The following is an 18,144-nucleotide window of genomic DNA, read 5'->3' on the forward strand; positions in this document are numbered from 1 at the left end:
TCATTCGATCGGTGAGATCGCGGCGGCGCATGTGGCGGGTGTGTTCTCTCTTGAGGATGCGTGTTCCCTCGTCGCGGCGCGTGCGCGGTTGATGAGTGCGCTGCCTTCCGGTGGTGCGATGGTGGCGGTGCAGGCGTCCGAGGACGAGGTGACGCCTCGCCTGATCGCCGGTGTCTCGATCGCCGCTGTCAACGGTCCCGACGCCGTCGTCATCGCCGGTGAGGAGGCGGCCGTTCTGCGGATCGCCGAGGGCCTGGCGGCCGAGGGCCGCAAGACCCAGCGGCTGTCGGTCAGCCATGCGTTCCACTCGCCGTTGATGGACCCGATGCTGGAGGACTTCCGCCGGGTCGCCGCGGGCCTGTCGTACCGGGTGCCGAGTGTTCCCGTCGTGTCCAACGTGACCGGTGGGATCGCGGAGGCGGAGCTGCTGTGCGGCGCCGACTACTGGGTCCGGCACGTGCGGGAGACTGTCCGTTTCGCCGACGGTGTCCGTTCCCTCGTGGCCGAAGGTGCCACCGCGTTCCTGGAGCTGGGCCCCGACGGTGTCCTCACCGCCCTCGCCCAGCACAGCCTCGACGGCACGGCGGCCGTGGTCGCCGCGTCCGCGCTCCGCAAGGACCGGCCCGAGGAGACCGCTCTCCTCACCGCCCTGGCCCGGCTGCACGTCGCCGGGGCCCCCGTGGACTGGGCGGCCTGGTTCGCGGGCACGGACGCCCGCCGGACGCCGCTGCCGACGTACGCCTTCCAGCGCCAGTGGTACTGGCCGGAGCGCGCGCCGGCCACCGGATACGGCGAGGCGGGCGACCGGGACCCGGTGGACGCCGCCTTCTGGTCGGCCGTGGAGCGCGAGGACCTGACGTCGCTGTCGGCCGAACTGGAGCTGGACGACACCGCGCTGTCGGCCCTCGTACCGGCCCTGTCGTCCTGGCGCCGCAAGCGCGCCGAACGCTCGGCCGCCGACGGCCTGCGGTACCGCGTGACCTGGCGCCCGCTGACGGTCCCGGGCGCGAGCGCCCTGACCGGCACCTGGCTGGCGCTGGTCCCGGCGGGCCACGCCGACGACCCGTACGTCTCCGCGCTGGTGGACGCGCTCGGCGAGAACGCCGTACACGTCGAGGCCGGCACGGACGAACACGCGGCCCTGGCCGAGCGCCTCGGCGGGCTCGCCGAGGAAGGCGTCACCGGTGTCGTCTCCCTGCTCGCGACGACCGCGCCCGACGAACTCCTGCGCGTCCTCGCGGACGCCGGCATCGACGCCCCCCTGTGGTGTGTCACCCGGGGCGCCGTCGCGGCCGGCCGCTCCGAGGCGGTCGCCGACGACGCCGGGGCCGCCGTGTGGGGGCTCGGCCGGGTCATGGGCCTGGAGCACCCCGAGCGCTGGGGCGGCCTGATCGACGTCGCCGACGTCCTCGACCGGCGCGGCGCGGACCGCTTCCGCGCCGCCCTGTCCGGCGCGACCGGCACCGACGGCGAGGACCAGCTGGCGCTGCGCTCCTCCGGCCTCCTCGGCCGGCGGCTCGTGCGCGTCGCGGACCGCACCGCGCCGGACGCGTGGCGGCCCTCGGGCACGGCGCTCGTCACCGGCGGCCCGGCCGGCTTCGGCGGCCACACCGCCCGCTGGCTCGCCGAGCACGGGGCCCGGCACATCCTGCTCGTCGGTGCCACGGCACCGGACGCCTCCGCCGTGACGACCCTGGAGTCCGAACTCACCGCTCTGGGCGCCGGGCTGACGGTCGCCACCGGCTCCCTCGCCGACGGCGGGACCCTGGCCGGGGCACTCGCCGCGACGCCCGGCGACCGGCCGCTGACCACTGTCGTCCACACGGGCCGGGACACCGGCCCCGACCCGGACCCGGCCGCGTACCTCGCCGCGCTCCGCGCGGACGTCGCGGGCCTGGAGGCCGCCGTCGAGGCGGCCGCCGGAGACGACGCGCCGGACGTGGCGTTCGTCCTCTTCGCCTCCATCGCCGGCGTCTGGGGCGTCAGCGGCCAGGGCGCCGGTGCCGCCGCGAGCGCCTTCCTCGACACGGTGGCCCACCGCCGCCGGGCGAGCGGCCTGCACGGCCTGTCGGTGTCCTGGGGCGCCTGGACCGACACCACCCCCGACGGCCTGGCCGCCCACCTGCGCGCCAACGGCCTGCCCGCCATGGACCCCGGGCGCGCGCTCGCCGCGCTCGCCCTGTCCACGGCCGGCGAGGACGCCGCGGTGACGGTCGCCGACGTGGCCTGGGACCGGTTCGCCCCGGCCTTCGGCCGCACCCGGCCCAGCGCCCTCTTCACGGACCTGCCCGAGGCCCGCGCGGCTCTGACGGAGCCTCAGGGCGGCGAGCGGGGCACCGCGTCCGGCCTGCGCGCCGAACTGGCCGCCCTCGCCGAGGGCGACCGGCCCGAAGCGCTGCTCGGCCTGGTCCGGGCCGAGGTCGCCGCGGTGCTCGGCTTCGCCGACCCGGCGGACGTGCCGTCCGCGCAGGCCTTCCGGGACCTGGGCTTCGACTCGCTGACCGCCGTCGACCTCCGCAACCAGCTCGCCACGGCCACCGGGCTCACCCTGCCCGCCACCCTGGTCTTCGACTACCCGACGGCCGAGACCCTCGCCGCCCACCTGCTCGCCGAACTCCTCGGCGGGCACGACGAGGACGAGCGCCGCGCCACCGTGCCCACGGCGGTCGCCGACGCCGACGACCCGATCGTGATCGTCGGCATGAGCTGCCGCTACCCGGGCGGCGTCCGCTCGCCCGAGGACCTGTGGCGGCTCGTCGCCGGTGAGGTGGACGCCATCGGCGGCTTCCCCGACGACCGCGGCTGGGACCTGGACCGGATGCTCCACGGCGACCGGGACGGCCGGGGCCGCAGCGTCACCCGCGAGGGCGGCTTCCTCTACGACGTCGCGGACTTCGACCCCGGCTTCTTCGGCATCTCGCCGCGCGAGGCCATGGTCATGGACCCGCAGCAGCGCATCGTGCTGGAGGCCGCCTGGGAGGCCCTGGAGCGCACCGGCATCGACCCGGCCGCGCTGCGCGGCGGCGACACCGGCGTCTTCATCGGCGGCGGCACCGGCGACTACCGCCCCGAGGCGGGCCAGCTCGGCCACGCGCAGACCGCCCAGTCGGCCAGCCTGCTCTCCGGCCGGCTGTCCTACACCTTCGGCCTGGAGGGCCCGTCGGTCAGCGTCGACACGGCCTGCTCCTCGTCCCTGGTCGCGCTGCACCTGGCCGCCCAGTCGCTGCGCAACGGAGAGTGCCCCCTCGCCCTCGCGGGCGGTGTGACGGTCATGTCCACCCCGGTGAACTTCATCGAGTTCGGCGAGATGGGCGCCCTGTCGGGCGACGGCCGCTGCCGCGCCTTCGCGGCGTCGGCGGGCGGCACCGGCTGGTCCGAGGGCGTGGGCGTCCTCGTCCTGGAGCGGCTCTCCGACGCCCGCCGCAACGGCCACGAGGTACTGGCCGTCCTGCGCGGCTCGGCCATCAACCAGGACGGCGCCTCCAACGGCCTGACCGCCCCCAACGGCCCCTCCCAGCGCCGCGTCATCCGCCGCGCCCTGGCGAACGCCGGGCTGACGGCCGCCGACGTGGACGCCGTCGAGGCACACGGCACGGGCACGACCCTGGGCGACCCGATCGAGGCGCAGGCGCTGCTCGCGACGTACGGCCAGGACCGGCCGGAGGACCGGCCGCTGTGGCTGGGCTCGGTGAAGTCCAACATCGGCCACACGCAGGCCGCCGCCGGTGTCGCGGGCGTCATCAAGATGGTCATGGCCATGCGCCACGGCGTCCTGCCCCGCACCCTGCACATCGACGAGCCGTCCACCCACGTGGACTGGTCGGCGGGCGCGGTCGAGCTGCTCACCGAGCGCGCCGACTGGCCCGAGACGGGCCGCGCACGCCGGGCCGGGATCTCGGCCTTCGGCGCCAGCGGCACCAACTCGCACGTCATCATCGAACAGCCGGAGCGGGAGCCGGAGCCGGCCGCCCGGCCCACGACCGGCGCGCCCGAGGACGGACCGGGCCTGCTGCCCGTAACCGTCTCGGCGGCCGCCCCCGAGGCCCTGGCCGCCCAGGCCGCCCGCCTGGGCGCGTATCTGACGGACCGCCCGGAACTGGGCGTCGCCGACCTGGCCCGGGCCCTGGCCGCCACCCGGTCGTCCTTCGAGCACCGGGCCACGGTCCTGGCCGCGAGCCGCGACGAGCTGCTGGAGGGCCTGGCGGCCCTCGCCGACGGCCAGGACGGCCCGCGTGTCGTCCGGGGCCGCACGGCGGGACGCGCCGGCAAGCTCGCCTTCCTCTTCTCCGGCCAGGGCTCGCAGCGCCCGGGCATGGGCCGGGAGCTGTACGAGCGGTTCCCCGTCTTCGCCGAGGCGCTGGACGCGGTGACCGCCCACTTCGACGGCGAACTGGACCGGCCGCTGCGCGACGTGATGTTCGACGGGGACGGCGACGCGCTGAACGACACGGGCTTCACCCAGCCCGCGCTCTTCGCCCTCGAAGTCGCGCTGTACAGGCTGGTGGAGTCCTGGGGCGTCCGCCCCGACCTCCTCGCCGGCCACTCCATCGGCGAGATCGCCGCCGCGCACATCGCGGGCGTCTTCTCCCTTCAGGACGCGTGTTCCCTCGTCGCGGCCCGCGCCCGGTTGATGAACGCGCTGCCTGCCGGCGGCGCCATGGTCGCGGTCCAGGCGACCGAGGACGAGGTCACCGCACGCCTGACCGGGATCGCCGGAGTGTCCGTCGCCGCCGTCAACGGGCCCGAAGCGGTCGTCCTTTCGGGCGACGAGGACGCCGTGCTCGCCGTCGCCGGGAAGTTCACCGCCGACGGCCGCAAGACTAGGCGTTTGCGGGTCAGCCATGCGTTTCACTCCCTGCACATGGACGCCATACTCGAGGACTTCCGACGGGCCGCCCACGGCGTGACGTACGCCGCGCCGGCGCTCCCGCTCGTGTCCTGCCTCACCGGCGACCTGGCCACCGGGGAACAACTGTGCTCGCCCGAGTACTGGGTGCGGCACGTCCGCGAGGCCGTACGGTTCGGCGACGGCGTCACCGCCCTCACCGGGCGCGGCGTCACCCGCTTCCTGGAGATCGGCCCCGACGGTGTGCTCTGCGCCATGGCCCAGGACACCCTGGACGCCGCGCCGGCCAAGGCGATGACCGTACCGGCGCTGCGCAAGGGCCGCGGCGAGGAGACCTCCGTGCTCACCGCCCTGGCCCGGCTCCACGCCGACGGGCTCGCCCCGCGGTGGACGGCCGTCCTCGGCGCGGGCGACCCGGCACGCCGCGTGGACCTGCCCACCTACCCCTTCCAGCACCAGCGGTTCTGGCCCGAGCAGCGGCCCGCCAACGCCGCTGCCCCCGCCCGGGGCGAGGACGAGGCGTTCTGGTCCGCCGTGCGCGGCGAGGACTTCGCCACGCTGGAATCGGAGCTGGACGTCGACGGCGACGCGCTCGCCAAGGTCCTGCCCGCGCTCGCCGACTGGCGCCGCCGCGGCGCCGAGCGCTCCACCGTGGACGGCTGGCGCCAGCGCGTCGTCTGGAAGCCCCTGACCGCCGCCGCGCCCTCCGGCCGCCCGGCCGGGACCTGGCTCGCCGTGGTGCCCGCCGGACAGGCCGACGACCCCTGGGCCGCCGGCGTCCTCGCCCGCCTCGGCGACGGGGCCGTACGCCTGGACGTCACCACCGGCACCGACCGGGACGCCCTGGCCGCGCTGCTGAAGGAACAGGCCGCCGCCGGGCGCGAGTTCACCGGGGTCCTCTCCCTGCTCGCCCTCGCCGTTCCGGGTGACACCGATGGCGCACCCGAGGCCACCGTGCTCACCGCCGCGCTCATCCAGGCGCTCGGCGACGCCGGGATCGACGCGCCCCTGTGGTGCGTCACCCGCGGCGCGGTCGCCGTCTCGCCCGCCGAGCCGGTACCGGGCCTCGCCCAGGCCGGCGTCTGGGGCCTGGGACGGGTCGCCGCGCTGGAGCACCCGCGCCGCTGGGGCGGCCTGATCGACCTGCCGGAGACCCTCGACGAGCGGTCGGCGGCCCGGTTCGCCGGACTCCTCGCCGGCTCCGGCGGCGAGGACCAGCTCGCCGTCCGCCCCTCGGCCGCCTTCGGCCGCCGGCTCGTGCCCGTACCGGCCGGCGGGCCCGTCCGGGAGTGGCAGCCCACCGGCACCGTCCTGATCACCGGTGGCACCGGCGCCCTCGGCGCCCACGTGGCACGCGGCCTCGCCGCGGCGGGCGCCGCCCACCTGCTGCTCGTCAGCCGCCGGGGCCCCGACGCGCCCGGCGCCGAGGACCTGCGGGCCGAACTGGCCGCGCTGGGCGCCGAGGTCACCCTCGCCGCCTGCGACGTCGCCGACCGCGACGCCCTCACCGGCCTCCTCGCGAACGTCCCGGACGGCGCCCCGCTGACCGGCGTCGTCCACGCGGCGGGCGTCCTCGACGACGGCGTGATCGACGGCCTCACCCCCGAGCGGTTCGCGGCCGTCCACCGCGCCAAGGCCGCCGCGGCCCTGGCCCTCCACGACCTGACCCGGGACCTCGGCCTCACGGTGTTCGCCCTGTTCTCCTCGGCGTCCGCCACCGTCGGCAACCCCGGACAGGCCAACTACGCCGCCGCCAACGCCCTCCTCGACGCCCTCGCCGAGCGGCGCCGCGCCGAGGGCCTGGCCGCCACCTCCATCTCCTGGGGCGCCTGGGCCGGCGGCGGTATGGCCGCCGACGCCCGCGCCACCGCCGCCGCCCAGCGCACCGGCATCCGGCCGCTGGACCCGCGCCTCGCGGTCGCCGCGCTGCGCCGGGCGGTCATGGAGAACGGGCCGACCGAGGTCGTCGCCGAGGTCGAACCCGCCCGGTTCGTACGGGCCTTCACCGCCGTACGGCCCAGCCCCCTCCTCGCGGAGCTCGCCCCCGCCGGCGACCCGGCCCCGGCCGGTCCCGGCGGCGACGACACCGCGCGGGGAGCCGACGGCGCCGCCCTGCGCGAGAAGCTCGCGGGCCGCAGCGCGGCACAGCGCACCGAGACCGTCCTGAACGTCGTACGGACCCGGGCCGCCGCCGTCCTCGGCCACACCGGCGCCGACGCCGTCGGCCCCGACCGGGCCTTCCGGGACCTCGGCTTCGACTCGCTCGCCGCCGTCGAACTGCGCAACCAGCTCACGGCCGCGACCGGGCTGAACCTGGCCGCCACGCTCGTCTTCGACCACCCCACCCCGGCCGACCTGGCCGCCCACGTCCTGCGCGAGCTGCTGCCCGACGCCGGACACGGCGACAGCACGGCGGCGGACGGCGGGGCCGACGACGGCGTCGACCAGGCCGGCATCAGGGCCCTGCTCGCCTCCGTCTCCGTGGCCCAGCTGCGCGAGATCGGCGTGCTGGAACCCCTGCTGAGGCTCGCCGCCACCACGGCCGCGGCCGACGACGGCACCACCGGCACGGCGGACCCGGACGCCTACGCCGACTCGATCGACGAGATGGACGTCGACGACCTCGTCCGGGCGGCCCTGGACGGCAACCCCGGAAACCCCGGCACCCCCGGCACCACTGGCTCCAACGACGACGACACGCCGGACTCACGGACCGAAGGCTGAGAGAGCGGAACATGACCACGCCCAGCGAAAAAGTAGTCGAAGCTCTCCGGGCCTCCCTCAAGGAGACCGAGCACCTGCGCCGGCAGAACCGCGCCCTGGTGGCAGCCGCCACCGAGCCCGTCGCCATCGTCGCGATGAGCTGCCGCTACCCGGGCGGCGTGCGCTCCCCGGAGGACCTCTGGGACCTCGTGGCCGCCGGTGGGGACGCCATCTCCGGCTTCCCCACCGACCGGGGCTGGGACCTGGCGGCCCTGCGCGACGCCGGAGTCGACAAACGCGGCAACAGCGTCAGCCAGGAAGGCGGCTTCCTCGACTGCGCGGCCGACTTCGACGCCGGATTCTTCGGTATCTCGCCGCGCGAGGCCGTCACCATGGACCCCCAGCAGCGCCTGCTGCTGGAGACGTCCTGGGAGGCGATCGAGCGCGCCGGCATCGATCCGGCCACCCTGCGCGGCAGCCGCACCGGCGTCTTCGTCGGCACCAACGGCCAGGACTACGCCTACCTCCTGGTGCGGTCCCTGGCCGACGCCACCGGCGACATCGGCACCGGCATCGCCGCCAGCGCCACCTCCGGACGGCTCTCCTACACGCTCGGCCTCGAAGGACCGGCGGTCACCGTCGACACGGCCTGCTCCTCCTCCCTCGTGGCCCTGCACTCCGCCATCCACGCCCTGCGGGCCGGCGAGTGCCAACTGGCCCTCGTCGGCGGCGTCAACGTCATGTCGTCGCCCGGCTCCCTGATGGAGTTCAGCCGTCAGGGCGGCCTCGCCGCCGACGGCCGCTGCAAGGCCTACGCGGACACCGCCGACGGCACCGGCTGGTCCGAGGGCGTCGGCATGCTCCTCGTCGAACGCCTCTCCGACGCCCGCCGCAACGGCCACCCGGTCCTGGCCGTCGTCCGGGGCTCCGCCGTCAACCAGGACGGCGCGTCCAACGGCTTCACCGCCCCCAGCGGCCCCGCCCAGCAGCGCGTCATCCGCCGCGCCCTGGCCAACGCGGGCCTCACGGCCGGCGAGGTCGACGCCGTCGAGGGCCACGGCACGGGCACCCCGCTCGGCGACCCCATCGAGGCCCAGGCCCTCCTCGCCACCTACGGCCAGGGCCGGGAACCCGGACGGCCGCTGCTCCTGGGCTCGGTGAAGTCCAACATCGGCCACGCGCAGGCGGCGGCGGGCGTCGCCGGAGTCATCAAGATGGTCATGGCCATGCGCCGGGGCGTGCTGCCGCGCACCCTCCACGCGGAACGGCCCTCGACACACGTGGATTGGGCTGTGGGAGCGGTGGAACTCCTCAAGGACACGAGGCCCTGGCCCGAGGTCGGCCGGCCGTGGCGCGCGGGCGTGTCCTCCTTCGGCATCAGCGGAACGAACGCCCACGTCATCCTGGAACAGGCCACCGAGCAGGCCACCGAGCCCGAGCCGGCCGGGGCACCGGAGGCGCCCGCGGTCCGGCCCGGCGTGGTCCCGTGGCTGGTGTCGGCCAAGTCCGAGGAGGCGCTCGCCGCCCAGCTGGAGCGGGTGACCGCCCTGGCCGGGACCGCCGCCCCCGTGGACGTCGGCCACTCGCTGGCCACCGGCCGCTCGGCCTTCGACCACCGCGCGGTCCTCCTGGCGGGCCCGGACGGCTCGCTGTCCGAGGCCGCGCGGGGACGCGCGGCCGGCGGCCGCCCCCTGGCGGTGCTCTTCACCGGCCAGGGATCGCAACGCGTGGGCATGGGCCGGGAGCTCTACGCCCGGTTCCCCGTCTTCGCCGAGGCCCTGGACTCGGTGGCCGCCCGCCTCGACGACGGACTGGAACGCCCGCTGAGGGACGCCATGTTCGAGGGCGACGCGGCCGTACTGGACCGCACCGGCTACGCCCAGCCCGCGCTCTTCGCACTCGAAGTGGCCCTGTACCGGCTGATCGAGTCCTGGGGAGTGCGCCCTGACTACGTCACGGGCCACTCCATCGGCGAGGTCGCGGCGGCACACGTCGCGGGTGTGCTGTCCCTCGACGACGCGTGCGCGCTGGTCGCGGCCCGCGCCCGGCTGATGGGCGCGCTGCCCGCCGGCGGCGCGATGGTCGCCGTCCAGGCGACCGAGGACGAGGTCGCGGCACGCCTGGTCGACGGCGTGTCCATCGCGGCCGTCAACGGCCCGGACGCCGTCGTCATCGCGGGCGACGAGACGGCCGTACCCCGCATCGCCGAGAAGTTCGCCGCCGAGGGCCGCAAGACCCAGCGGCTGTCGGTCAGCCACGCCTTCCACTCGCCGCTCATGGACCCCATGCTGGAGGACTTCCGGCAGTCCCTGGCCGGACTGTCCTTCCAGGCGCCGAAGATCCCGGTCGTCTCGAACGTGACGGGCCGCGTCGCGGAGGCGGAGCTGCTGTGCGACGCCGACTACTGGGTCCGGCACGTCCGGGAGACCGTCCGCTTCGCCGACGGCGTCCGGACGCTCGCCGAGGAGGGCGCCACCGCGTTCCTGGAGCTCGGCCCCGACGGTGTGCTGACGGCCATGGCCCAGCACAGCCTCGACGACACCGACACCGACACCGGCACCGGCGCCGGCATCAGCACCGGCGCCCCGGTCGCCCTCACCGCCCTGCGCCGGAACCGGGCCGAGGAACGCTCCCTGCTCACCGCGCTCGCCCGGCTGCACGTGGCGGGCGTCGCGGTGGACTGGGCGGCGTGGTTCGACGGCACGGGCGCCCGCCGCGTGGACGTCCCCACGTACGCCTTCCGGCACCAGAGGTTCTGGCCCAAGCCCACCGCCGTCGCCGGCGACGTGTCCGCCGCCGGCCTCACCCCGGCCGGCCACCCGCTGCTCGGCGCGGCCGTGTCCCTGGCCGGCCTCGACGGCGTGCTGTTCACCAGCAGGCTCTCCGCCCGCACCCACCCCTGGCTCGCCGACGGCACCACCGTCCCGCCCGCCGCGTACGTCGAGCTCGCCATCCGCGCGGGCGACCAGGTCGGCCACGGCCGCGTCGACGAACTCACCCTGACCGAACCGCTCGCCCTGGACGACGACCACGCCGTCCTCCTCCAGGTCTGGGTCGGCGCCCCCGACCCGGCGGGCGCCCGGAAGGTGACCGTCTACTCCCAGCTCGCCGACGCCCCCGACCAGACCTGGACGGAGCACGCCCACGGCGTGCTGAGCCCCGGCGAGCGCGTCGCGGACTTCGGCACCGACGAATGGCCACCGCGCGACACCACCGCCGTCCCCGCCGACACCGTCGAGGAGTTCCACGACAAGGCCGGACACGGCCCCGCCTCCCGGACCGTCCGCGCGATCTGGACACGGGCCGCCGACACCTTCGTCGAGGCCGCCCTCCCCGCCGGAACCGCGGACGACGCCGGAGCCTTCGGACTCCACCCCGCGCTGCTGACGGCCGTCACCCAGGCCCTCGCGATCGCGGCGCCGGACGGCGGAACCGACGAGCCCGTCCCGCTGATGTGGTCCGGGCTCTCCCTCCACGCCGGGGGCGCGTCGGCGGTACGGATACGCGTCACCCGGACCGCCGAGGACACCGCCTCCGTGGCCGTCGTCGACACCGAGGGCGCGCCGGTGCTGTCGGCGAGCACGCTGGTGCTCCGCGACCGGGCGGAGACCGCGGAGCGCCGGGGCGGCCAGGAGCACGGATCCCTGCTGCGGCTGGACTGGGTCCCGGCACCGGAGGAGCGGTCGGAGAGCCGGGAGATCACCCGGGCGACGCTGGCCGCCGGGGCGGACGCGACGGCCCTGGCCGGCGTACCGGACGGCACGGAGCTGGTGCTGGCCCCGCTCGAGGCGGGCGACGGCACCGACGTGCCCGGCGCGACGCACGAGCTGACGGCCCGGGCGCTCGGCCTGGTGGGGGAGTGGCTGGCGGAGGAGCGGTTCGCCGCGTCACGCCTGGTGTTCGTGACGCGCGGCGCGACGGACGGGAACGATCCGGCGGCCGCAGCGGCGTGGGGCCTGGTGCGCTCGGCACAGACCGAACACCCCGGCCGCTTCGCCCTGATCGACCTCGACGCCGACACCGATCCTGTGTCCGTACTGCCCCAGCTGCCGGGGCTGCTGGCGGCGGGCGACGAGCAGTTCGTGGTGCGTGACGGCGTGGTGGGTGTGGGCCGGCTGGCGCGGGTCGCCGTCCCGGAGGAGGCTGCTGCTCCGGCAGCGGTGTCCACCTGGAATCCGGCCGGTACGGTGCTGATTACCGGTGGCACAGGTGGCCTGGGCGGTCTGCTGGCCCGGCATCTGGTGGCCGAGCACGGGATGAAGCACCTGCTGCTGGCGAGCCGTCGTGGCCCGGAGGCCCCGGGTGCGGCGGAACTGGTCGAGGAACTGGCCGCTCTGGGCGCCGAGACGACCGTCGTCGCCTGTGACACGGCGGTTCGTGCCGAGGTGGAGGGGCTGCTGGCCGGGGTCCCGGCCGGTCGTCCGCTGACCGCCGTGATCCACACGGCGGGTGTCCTCGACGACGGTGTGGTGACCTCCCTGACCCCGGACCGCCTGTCGGCCGTCCTGCGTCCGAAGGCCGACGCAGCCTGGCATCTCCACGAGCTCACCAAGGACCTCGGCCTCGCCGCGTTCGTCCTCTTCTCGTCGGTCTCCGGTGTGATGGGCGGCGCGGGACAGGCCAACTACGCCGCGGGCAACGTCTTCCTGGACGCCCTCGCCCGGCACCGCCGGGGCCTCGGGCTTCAGGCCCAGTCCTTGGCGTGGGGGGCGTGGGCGCAGTCGAGCGGTATGACGGGCACGCTGTCGGACGCCGACATGCAGCGGATCGCGGCGTCCGGGGTGCCGCCGCTGACGCCCGAACAGGGCCTGGCGCTGTTCGACGCGGCCGTCGGCCTCGACGAGCCGTACGTCGTCCCGATCGGCCCCGCCGGGCGCGGCGGACGCGCCCCCGGAGTCGTCCCCCCGCTGCTGCGCGGCCTGATCCGTGGCGGCCGGCGAACGGCCGCCACGGCGGCGGGCGGCGCCGGTACGGCGGCCGCGCTCAGCCTCCGGCTGTCCACGCTGGGCGAGGAGGACGCGCTCCGCTCCCTGACCGACCTCGTACGGACCGAGGCGGCCGCCGTCCTCGGGCACGCCTCGGCGCGGCAGGTCGAAGCGGGCCGGGAGTTCCGCGAGCTCGGCTTCGACTCCCTGACGGCGGTGGAGCTCCGCAACCGGCTCACCACCGCCACCGGCCTGCGGCTCACCGCGACCCTGATCTTCGACTACCCCACCCCGGCCGCCCTCGCCGGCCACCTCATGGCCGAACTGCTCGACCAGCACGAGGACAGCGGTGCGGGCGCGCCCGCGGTGACTTCCGTCGCCGCCGACGATCCGATCGCGATCGTCGGCATGGCCTGCCGGATGCCCGGCGGCGTTCGGTCGCCGGAGGACCTGTGGCGGATGCTCGCCGAGGGCCGCGACGGCATCACCGGTTTCCCCACCGACCGCGGCTGGGACCTCAAGGCGCTCTTCGGCACGGACCCGGAGAACCGGGGCGGCAGCGCGACCCGGCGCGGCGGATTCCTCCAGGGCGTCGCCGACTTCGACGCGGGGTTCTTCGGGATCTCCCCGCGCGAGGCCCTGGCGATGGACCCGCAGCAGCGGCTGCTGCTGGAGACGTCCTGGGAGGCGTTCGAACGGGCCGGAATCGACGCGACGGCCCTGCGCGGTACGAAGACGGGCGTCTTCGTCGGCACCACGGGCCAGGACTACGCCACACTCGTCATGAACTCCCGCGAGGACGTCGAGGGCCACGCCAGCACCGGCCTCGCCACCAGCGTCATCTCCGGCCGGATCTCCTACACGTTCGGGCTGGAGGGCCCGGCGGTGACGGTCGACACGGCGTGCTCGTCGTCGCTCGTCGCCCTCCACCTCGCCGCCCAGTCCCTCAGGAGCGGCGAGAGCTCGCTGGCCCTCGCCGGCGGCGTGACCGTCCTGAGCACACCGATGACCTTCTCGGGCTTCAGCCGTCAGGGCGGCCTGGCGGCGGACGGCCGCTGCAAGGCCTTCGCGGACGCGGCCGACGGCACCGGCTGGTCCGAGGGCGCGGGCGTACTCGTCCTGGAGCGGCTGTCGGACGCGAAGCGTCTCGGCCACCGGGTGCTGGCGGTGGTACGGGGCTCGGCGGTGAACCAGGACGGCGCGTCGAACGGGCTCACGGCGCCGAACGGCCCGTCGCAGCAGCGGGTCATCCGCCAGGCGCTCGCGAGCGCCGGTCTGAAGGCCGCCGACGTGGACGCGGTGGAGGCACACGGTACGGGTACGACGTTGGGCGACCCGATCGAGGCGCAGGCGCTGCTGGCGACGTACGGGCGGGAGCGGGACGCGGGGCGTCCGCTGTGGCTGGGGTCGGTGAAGTCCAACATTGGTCACACGCAGGCCGCGGCGGGTGTCGCCGGGATCATCAAGATGGTCATGTCGATGCGGCACGGTGTTCTGCCGAAGAGCCTGCACATCGACGAGCCGTCGTCGCATGTGGACTGGTCGGCGGGTGCGGTGGAGCTGCTGTCGGAGTCGCGGGCTTGGCCGGAGGTGGACCGTCCGTGGCGTGCGGGTGTGTCGTCGTTCGGCCTCAGTGGGACGAATGCGCACGTGATCGTGGAGCAGGCTCCTGGGCTCGGTGTTGAGGCTGCTGCTGCTGCGTCGTCGGGCGGGTTGGTGCCGTGGGTGGTGTCGGCCAAGTCGGAGGCGGCGCTCGCGGAGCAGGTGGCGCGCCTGACGTCCTCGGCGTTCGGCGACGCGGCGGATGTCGGCTTCTCACTGGCGACGGGCAAGGCGGTCCTCGACCACCGCGCGGTGCTGCTGGGAGGGACCGAGGTGGCCCGTGGGGCTGCCGTGGACCAGTCGCTGGCGATGCTGTTCTCGGGTCAGGGTTCGCAGCGGCTGGGGATGGGGCGGGAGCTGTACGCCCGGTTCCCGGTGTTCGCGGGGGCGCTGGACGAGGTGGTGGGTCGCTTCGACGGGTTGCGGGAGGTGATGTTCGGCGAGGATGCGGATGCGCTGAACGGGACGGGCTTCACTCAGCCCGCGCTTTTCGCACTCGAAGTGGCGTTGTTCAGGCTGGTGGAGTCGTGGGGAGTGCGTCCGGACTTCGTCGCGGGGCATTCGATCGGTGAGATCGCTGCCGCGCACATCGCGGGTGTGTTCTCCCTTGAGGACGCGTGTTCCCTCGTCGCTGCCCGTGCCCGGTTGATGAACGCGCTGCCTTCCGGTGGTGCGATGGTGGCGGTGCAGGCGTCCGAGGATGAGGTGACATCTCGCCTCACTGCCGGTGTCTCGATCGCCGCTGTCAACGGTCCGACGGCTGTCGTCATCGCCGGTGACGAGGGCGCGGCCCTGGCCGTCGCCGAGAGTTTCGCCGCCGAGGGTCGTAAGACCCAGCGGCTGTCGGTCAGCCACGCGTTCCACTCGCCGTTGATGGACCCGATGCTGGACGATTTCCGTCAGGCCATCGAGGACCTGACCTTCCAGGCCCCCACCATCCCCCTGATCTCCAACGTGACGGGTGAACTCGCCCCGGCCGAGCTCGTCGCCACCCCGGCCTACTGGGTCCGCCACGTCCGCGAGGCCGTCCGATTCGCCGACGGCATCCGGACGTTGGCCGAGGCAGGCGCCACAGCCTTCTTCGAACTCGGCCCCGACGGTGTCCTCACCGCCCTCGCCCAGCACACCCTCGACAGCACCGACGCGATCGTCTCCGTCCCGGCTCTCCGCAAGGACCGCCCCGAAGAGTCCGCCCTCCTCGCCGCCCTCGCCCAGCTCCACGTGTCCGGCGTCGACGTCGCGTGGGCCGGGCTGTTCGTGGGCACCGGCGCCCGGCGCGTGGACCTGCCCACGTACGCCTTCCAGCACGAGCGCTTCTGGCCCCGGCCCGCCGCCCTCACCGGCGACGTCTCGTCCGTCGGCCTGGTGCCCGCGCGGCATCCGCTCCTGGGCGCCGCAGTGTCGCTGGCCGACTCCGACGGGGTGCTGTTCACGAGCCGGCTCTCGCCGCAGACCACCGACTTCCCCGTGTCGGCCTTCCTGGAGCTGGCGATCCGCGCCGGCGACGAAGTGGACTGCGACCGCGTCACCGATCTGACCGTCCACACACCCCTGACCCTCACCGGCGATTCCGCGTCGGCGCTCCAGGTGTGGACGGGCGCGCCGGACGCGGCAGGAGCCCGCGCCCTACGCGTCTACTCACGCCCCGAGGACGCCCTCGACGAGCCGTGGACCGAGCACGCCACCGGCGTCCTCGCCTCCGGCGAGCAGGTCCTGCCCTTCGACGCGTCCACCTGGCTGCCCACCGGCGCCGTCGCCGTCGACACGGGTGACGACGAATCCACCACCCTCTGGGTCCACGACGGCGCGGTCTACGTCGAGGCGAAGCTGACCGGCGAGGCCGCATCCGACGCTCCTTACTACGGTATGCACCCCACCCTGCTGGAGTCCCTCGCTCAGGCAGCGGAATTCGCGGGCCTGGACGGCGAAGAAGAGCTGTCCCCGCTGTCATGGTCGGGGGTCTCCCTGCACGCCGGCGGCGCCTCGGCCGTACGCGCCCGCCTCACGCGGACCGCGGGGGACTCGGTGTCGGTCGCGGCAGTGGATGCCACCGGCGCCCCCGTGCTGTCGGTGGAGACGCTGGTCCTCCGGCCCCGTCCGGTCGCCGACGCCCCCACCGGGGCCGGTGCGGAGCAGGGTGCCCTGCTCCGTCTGGAGTGGACCCCGGCGCCCAGCCCCACCGGGCCCGCCGCCACCGCCCAGGCCCTTCGGCCCGTGACGCTCGGCGTCGACGGGATCGCGTCCCTGGCCGACGTACCGGCCGGCACGGACCTCGTCGTGGTGCCCGTCGCCGCCACCGATGACGAGAACGTGCCCGCCGCCGCGCACCGGCTGACCGCCCACGCCCTCCAGCTCGTTCAGCATTGGCTCGACGACAACCGGCACGCCGCCTCCCGCCTCGCCTTCGTCACCCGCAACGCCGTCCCCGCCGACGCGGCGGACGCCGTTCGCGATCCGGCGGCCGCAGCGGTGTGGGGTCTGGTGCGCTCGGCGCAGTCGGAGCACCCGGGACGGTTCGTCCTCCTCGACCTCGACGAGGCCGCCGACCTCGCCCCGCTGCTGCCCGCCCTGCCGGGCCTGCTGGCGGGCGGCGACGCGCAGTTCGTCGTACGCGACGGCGTGGTGCGGGTGGGCCGGCTGGCGCGGGTCGCCGTCCCGGAGCCGGATGCTCCGGCAGCGGTGCGCGCGTGGAATCCTGCCGGTACGGTGCTGATTACCGGTGGCACAGGTGGCCTGGGCGGCGTACTGGCCCGGCATCTGGTGGCCGAGCACGGGATGAAGCACCTGCTGCTGGCGAGCCGTCGTGGCCCGGAGGCCCCGGGTGCGGCGGAACTGGTCGAGGAACTGGCCGCTCTGGGCGCCGAGACGACCGTCGTCGCCTGCGACACGGCCGACCGCACCGAGGTGAAGGGGCTGCTGGCCGGGGTCCCGGCCGGTCGTCCGCTGACCGCCGTGATCCACACGGCGGGTGTCCTCGACGACGGAGTGATCACCTCCCTGACCCCGGACCGGCTCTCGGCCGTGCTGCGCCCGAAGGCCGACGCCGCCTGGCACCTCCACGAGATCGTCCAGGAGCTCGGCCTCGCTCCGGACGCCTTCGTCGTCTACTCCTCCATCTCCGGTGTGATGGGCAGCGCCGGACAGGCCAACTACGCCGCCGGCAACGTCTTCCTGGACGCCCTCGCCCACCACCGCCGCCTTCTCGGCCTGCCCGCTCACTCCCTGGCGTGGGGGGCGTGGGCGCAGTCGAGCGGTATGACGGGCACGCTGTCGGACGCCGACATGCAGCGCATCGCGGCGTCCGGGGTGCCGCCGCTGACGGTCGCGCAGGGCTTGGCCCTGTTCGACGCGGCCGTCGGCCTCGACGAGGCGTACGTCGTCCCGATCGGCCCGGCCTCCGGCGCCCGGCGTGCCCAGGGGGAGGTGCCGCCGCTGCTGCGCGGCCTGGTGAAGGGCGGCCGGCGGATGGCCGCGGCCGCCGGGGACAGTGCCGCGACGGCCGCCGGACTCGCACGACAGTTGAGGGAAATACGGGAAGAAGAGCGCGTACGTTTCGCCGTGGAGCTCGTCAGGGCAGAGGCGGCGCGCGTGCTCGGGCACGCCTCGCCCGAGGCGATCGGGGCGAAGAAGGGGTTCCAGGACCTGGGCTTCGACTCCCTGACCGCCGTCGAGCTCCGCAACAGGCTGACGGCCTCGACCGGGCTGCGGCTGCCCGCCACCCTGATCTTCGACTACCCGACCCTCACCGCCCTGGCCGAACACCTCGTCTCGCAGCTCGTGGGCGAGGACGGCCCCGACACCTCCTCCTCCCTCCTCGCGGAGCTCGACCGCCTCGACTCCGCTCTCGCTTCCACGGAACCCGACGCCCTCACCAGGACTGCTGTCTCCAACCGGCTGCTCCAGACGCTGGAGAGGTGGCGGGGGAGCGCCGTCGAGACCGCCGGCACCGAGGTCGCCGAGCGGATCGGCTCCGCCAGTGAGGACGAGATCTTCGCCTTCATCGACAACGAGCTCGGCCGTCTGGGCGATCGCTGACCCGGCCTCATTCTTCACACGGAAGGTTCCACG

At 75.1% G+C, this 18,144-nt stretch carries 2 protein-coding genes; both read left to right on the forward strand.

Features of this window, described 5'->3' with window-relative positions:
• The coding region (locus K6I33_RS03435) for a type I polyketide synthase (RefSeq protein ID WP_229348165.1) at positions 1–7,570 on the forward strand (7,570 nt) is incomplete at its 5' end.
• The gene (locus tag K6I33_RS03440; RefSeq protein ID WP_374283168.1) at positions 7,567–18,111 is read left to right on the forward strand and encodes an SDR family NAD(P)-dependent oxidoreductase; all 10,545 of its coding nucleotides are present in this window, start codon (positions 7,567–7,569) and stop codon (positions 18,109–18,111) included. The genes K6I33_RS03435 and K6I33_RS03440, both read left to right, overlap by 4 nt.
• Positions 18,112–18,144 lie beyond the last annotated feature (33 nt).

Origin of the sequence: Streptomyces sp. UNOB3_S3 (genome assembly GCF_020740895.1) — a bacterium.
Classification (GTDB): domain Bacteria; phylum Actinomycetota; class Actinomycetes; order Streptomycetales; family Streptomycetaceae; genus Streptomyces.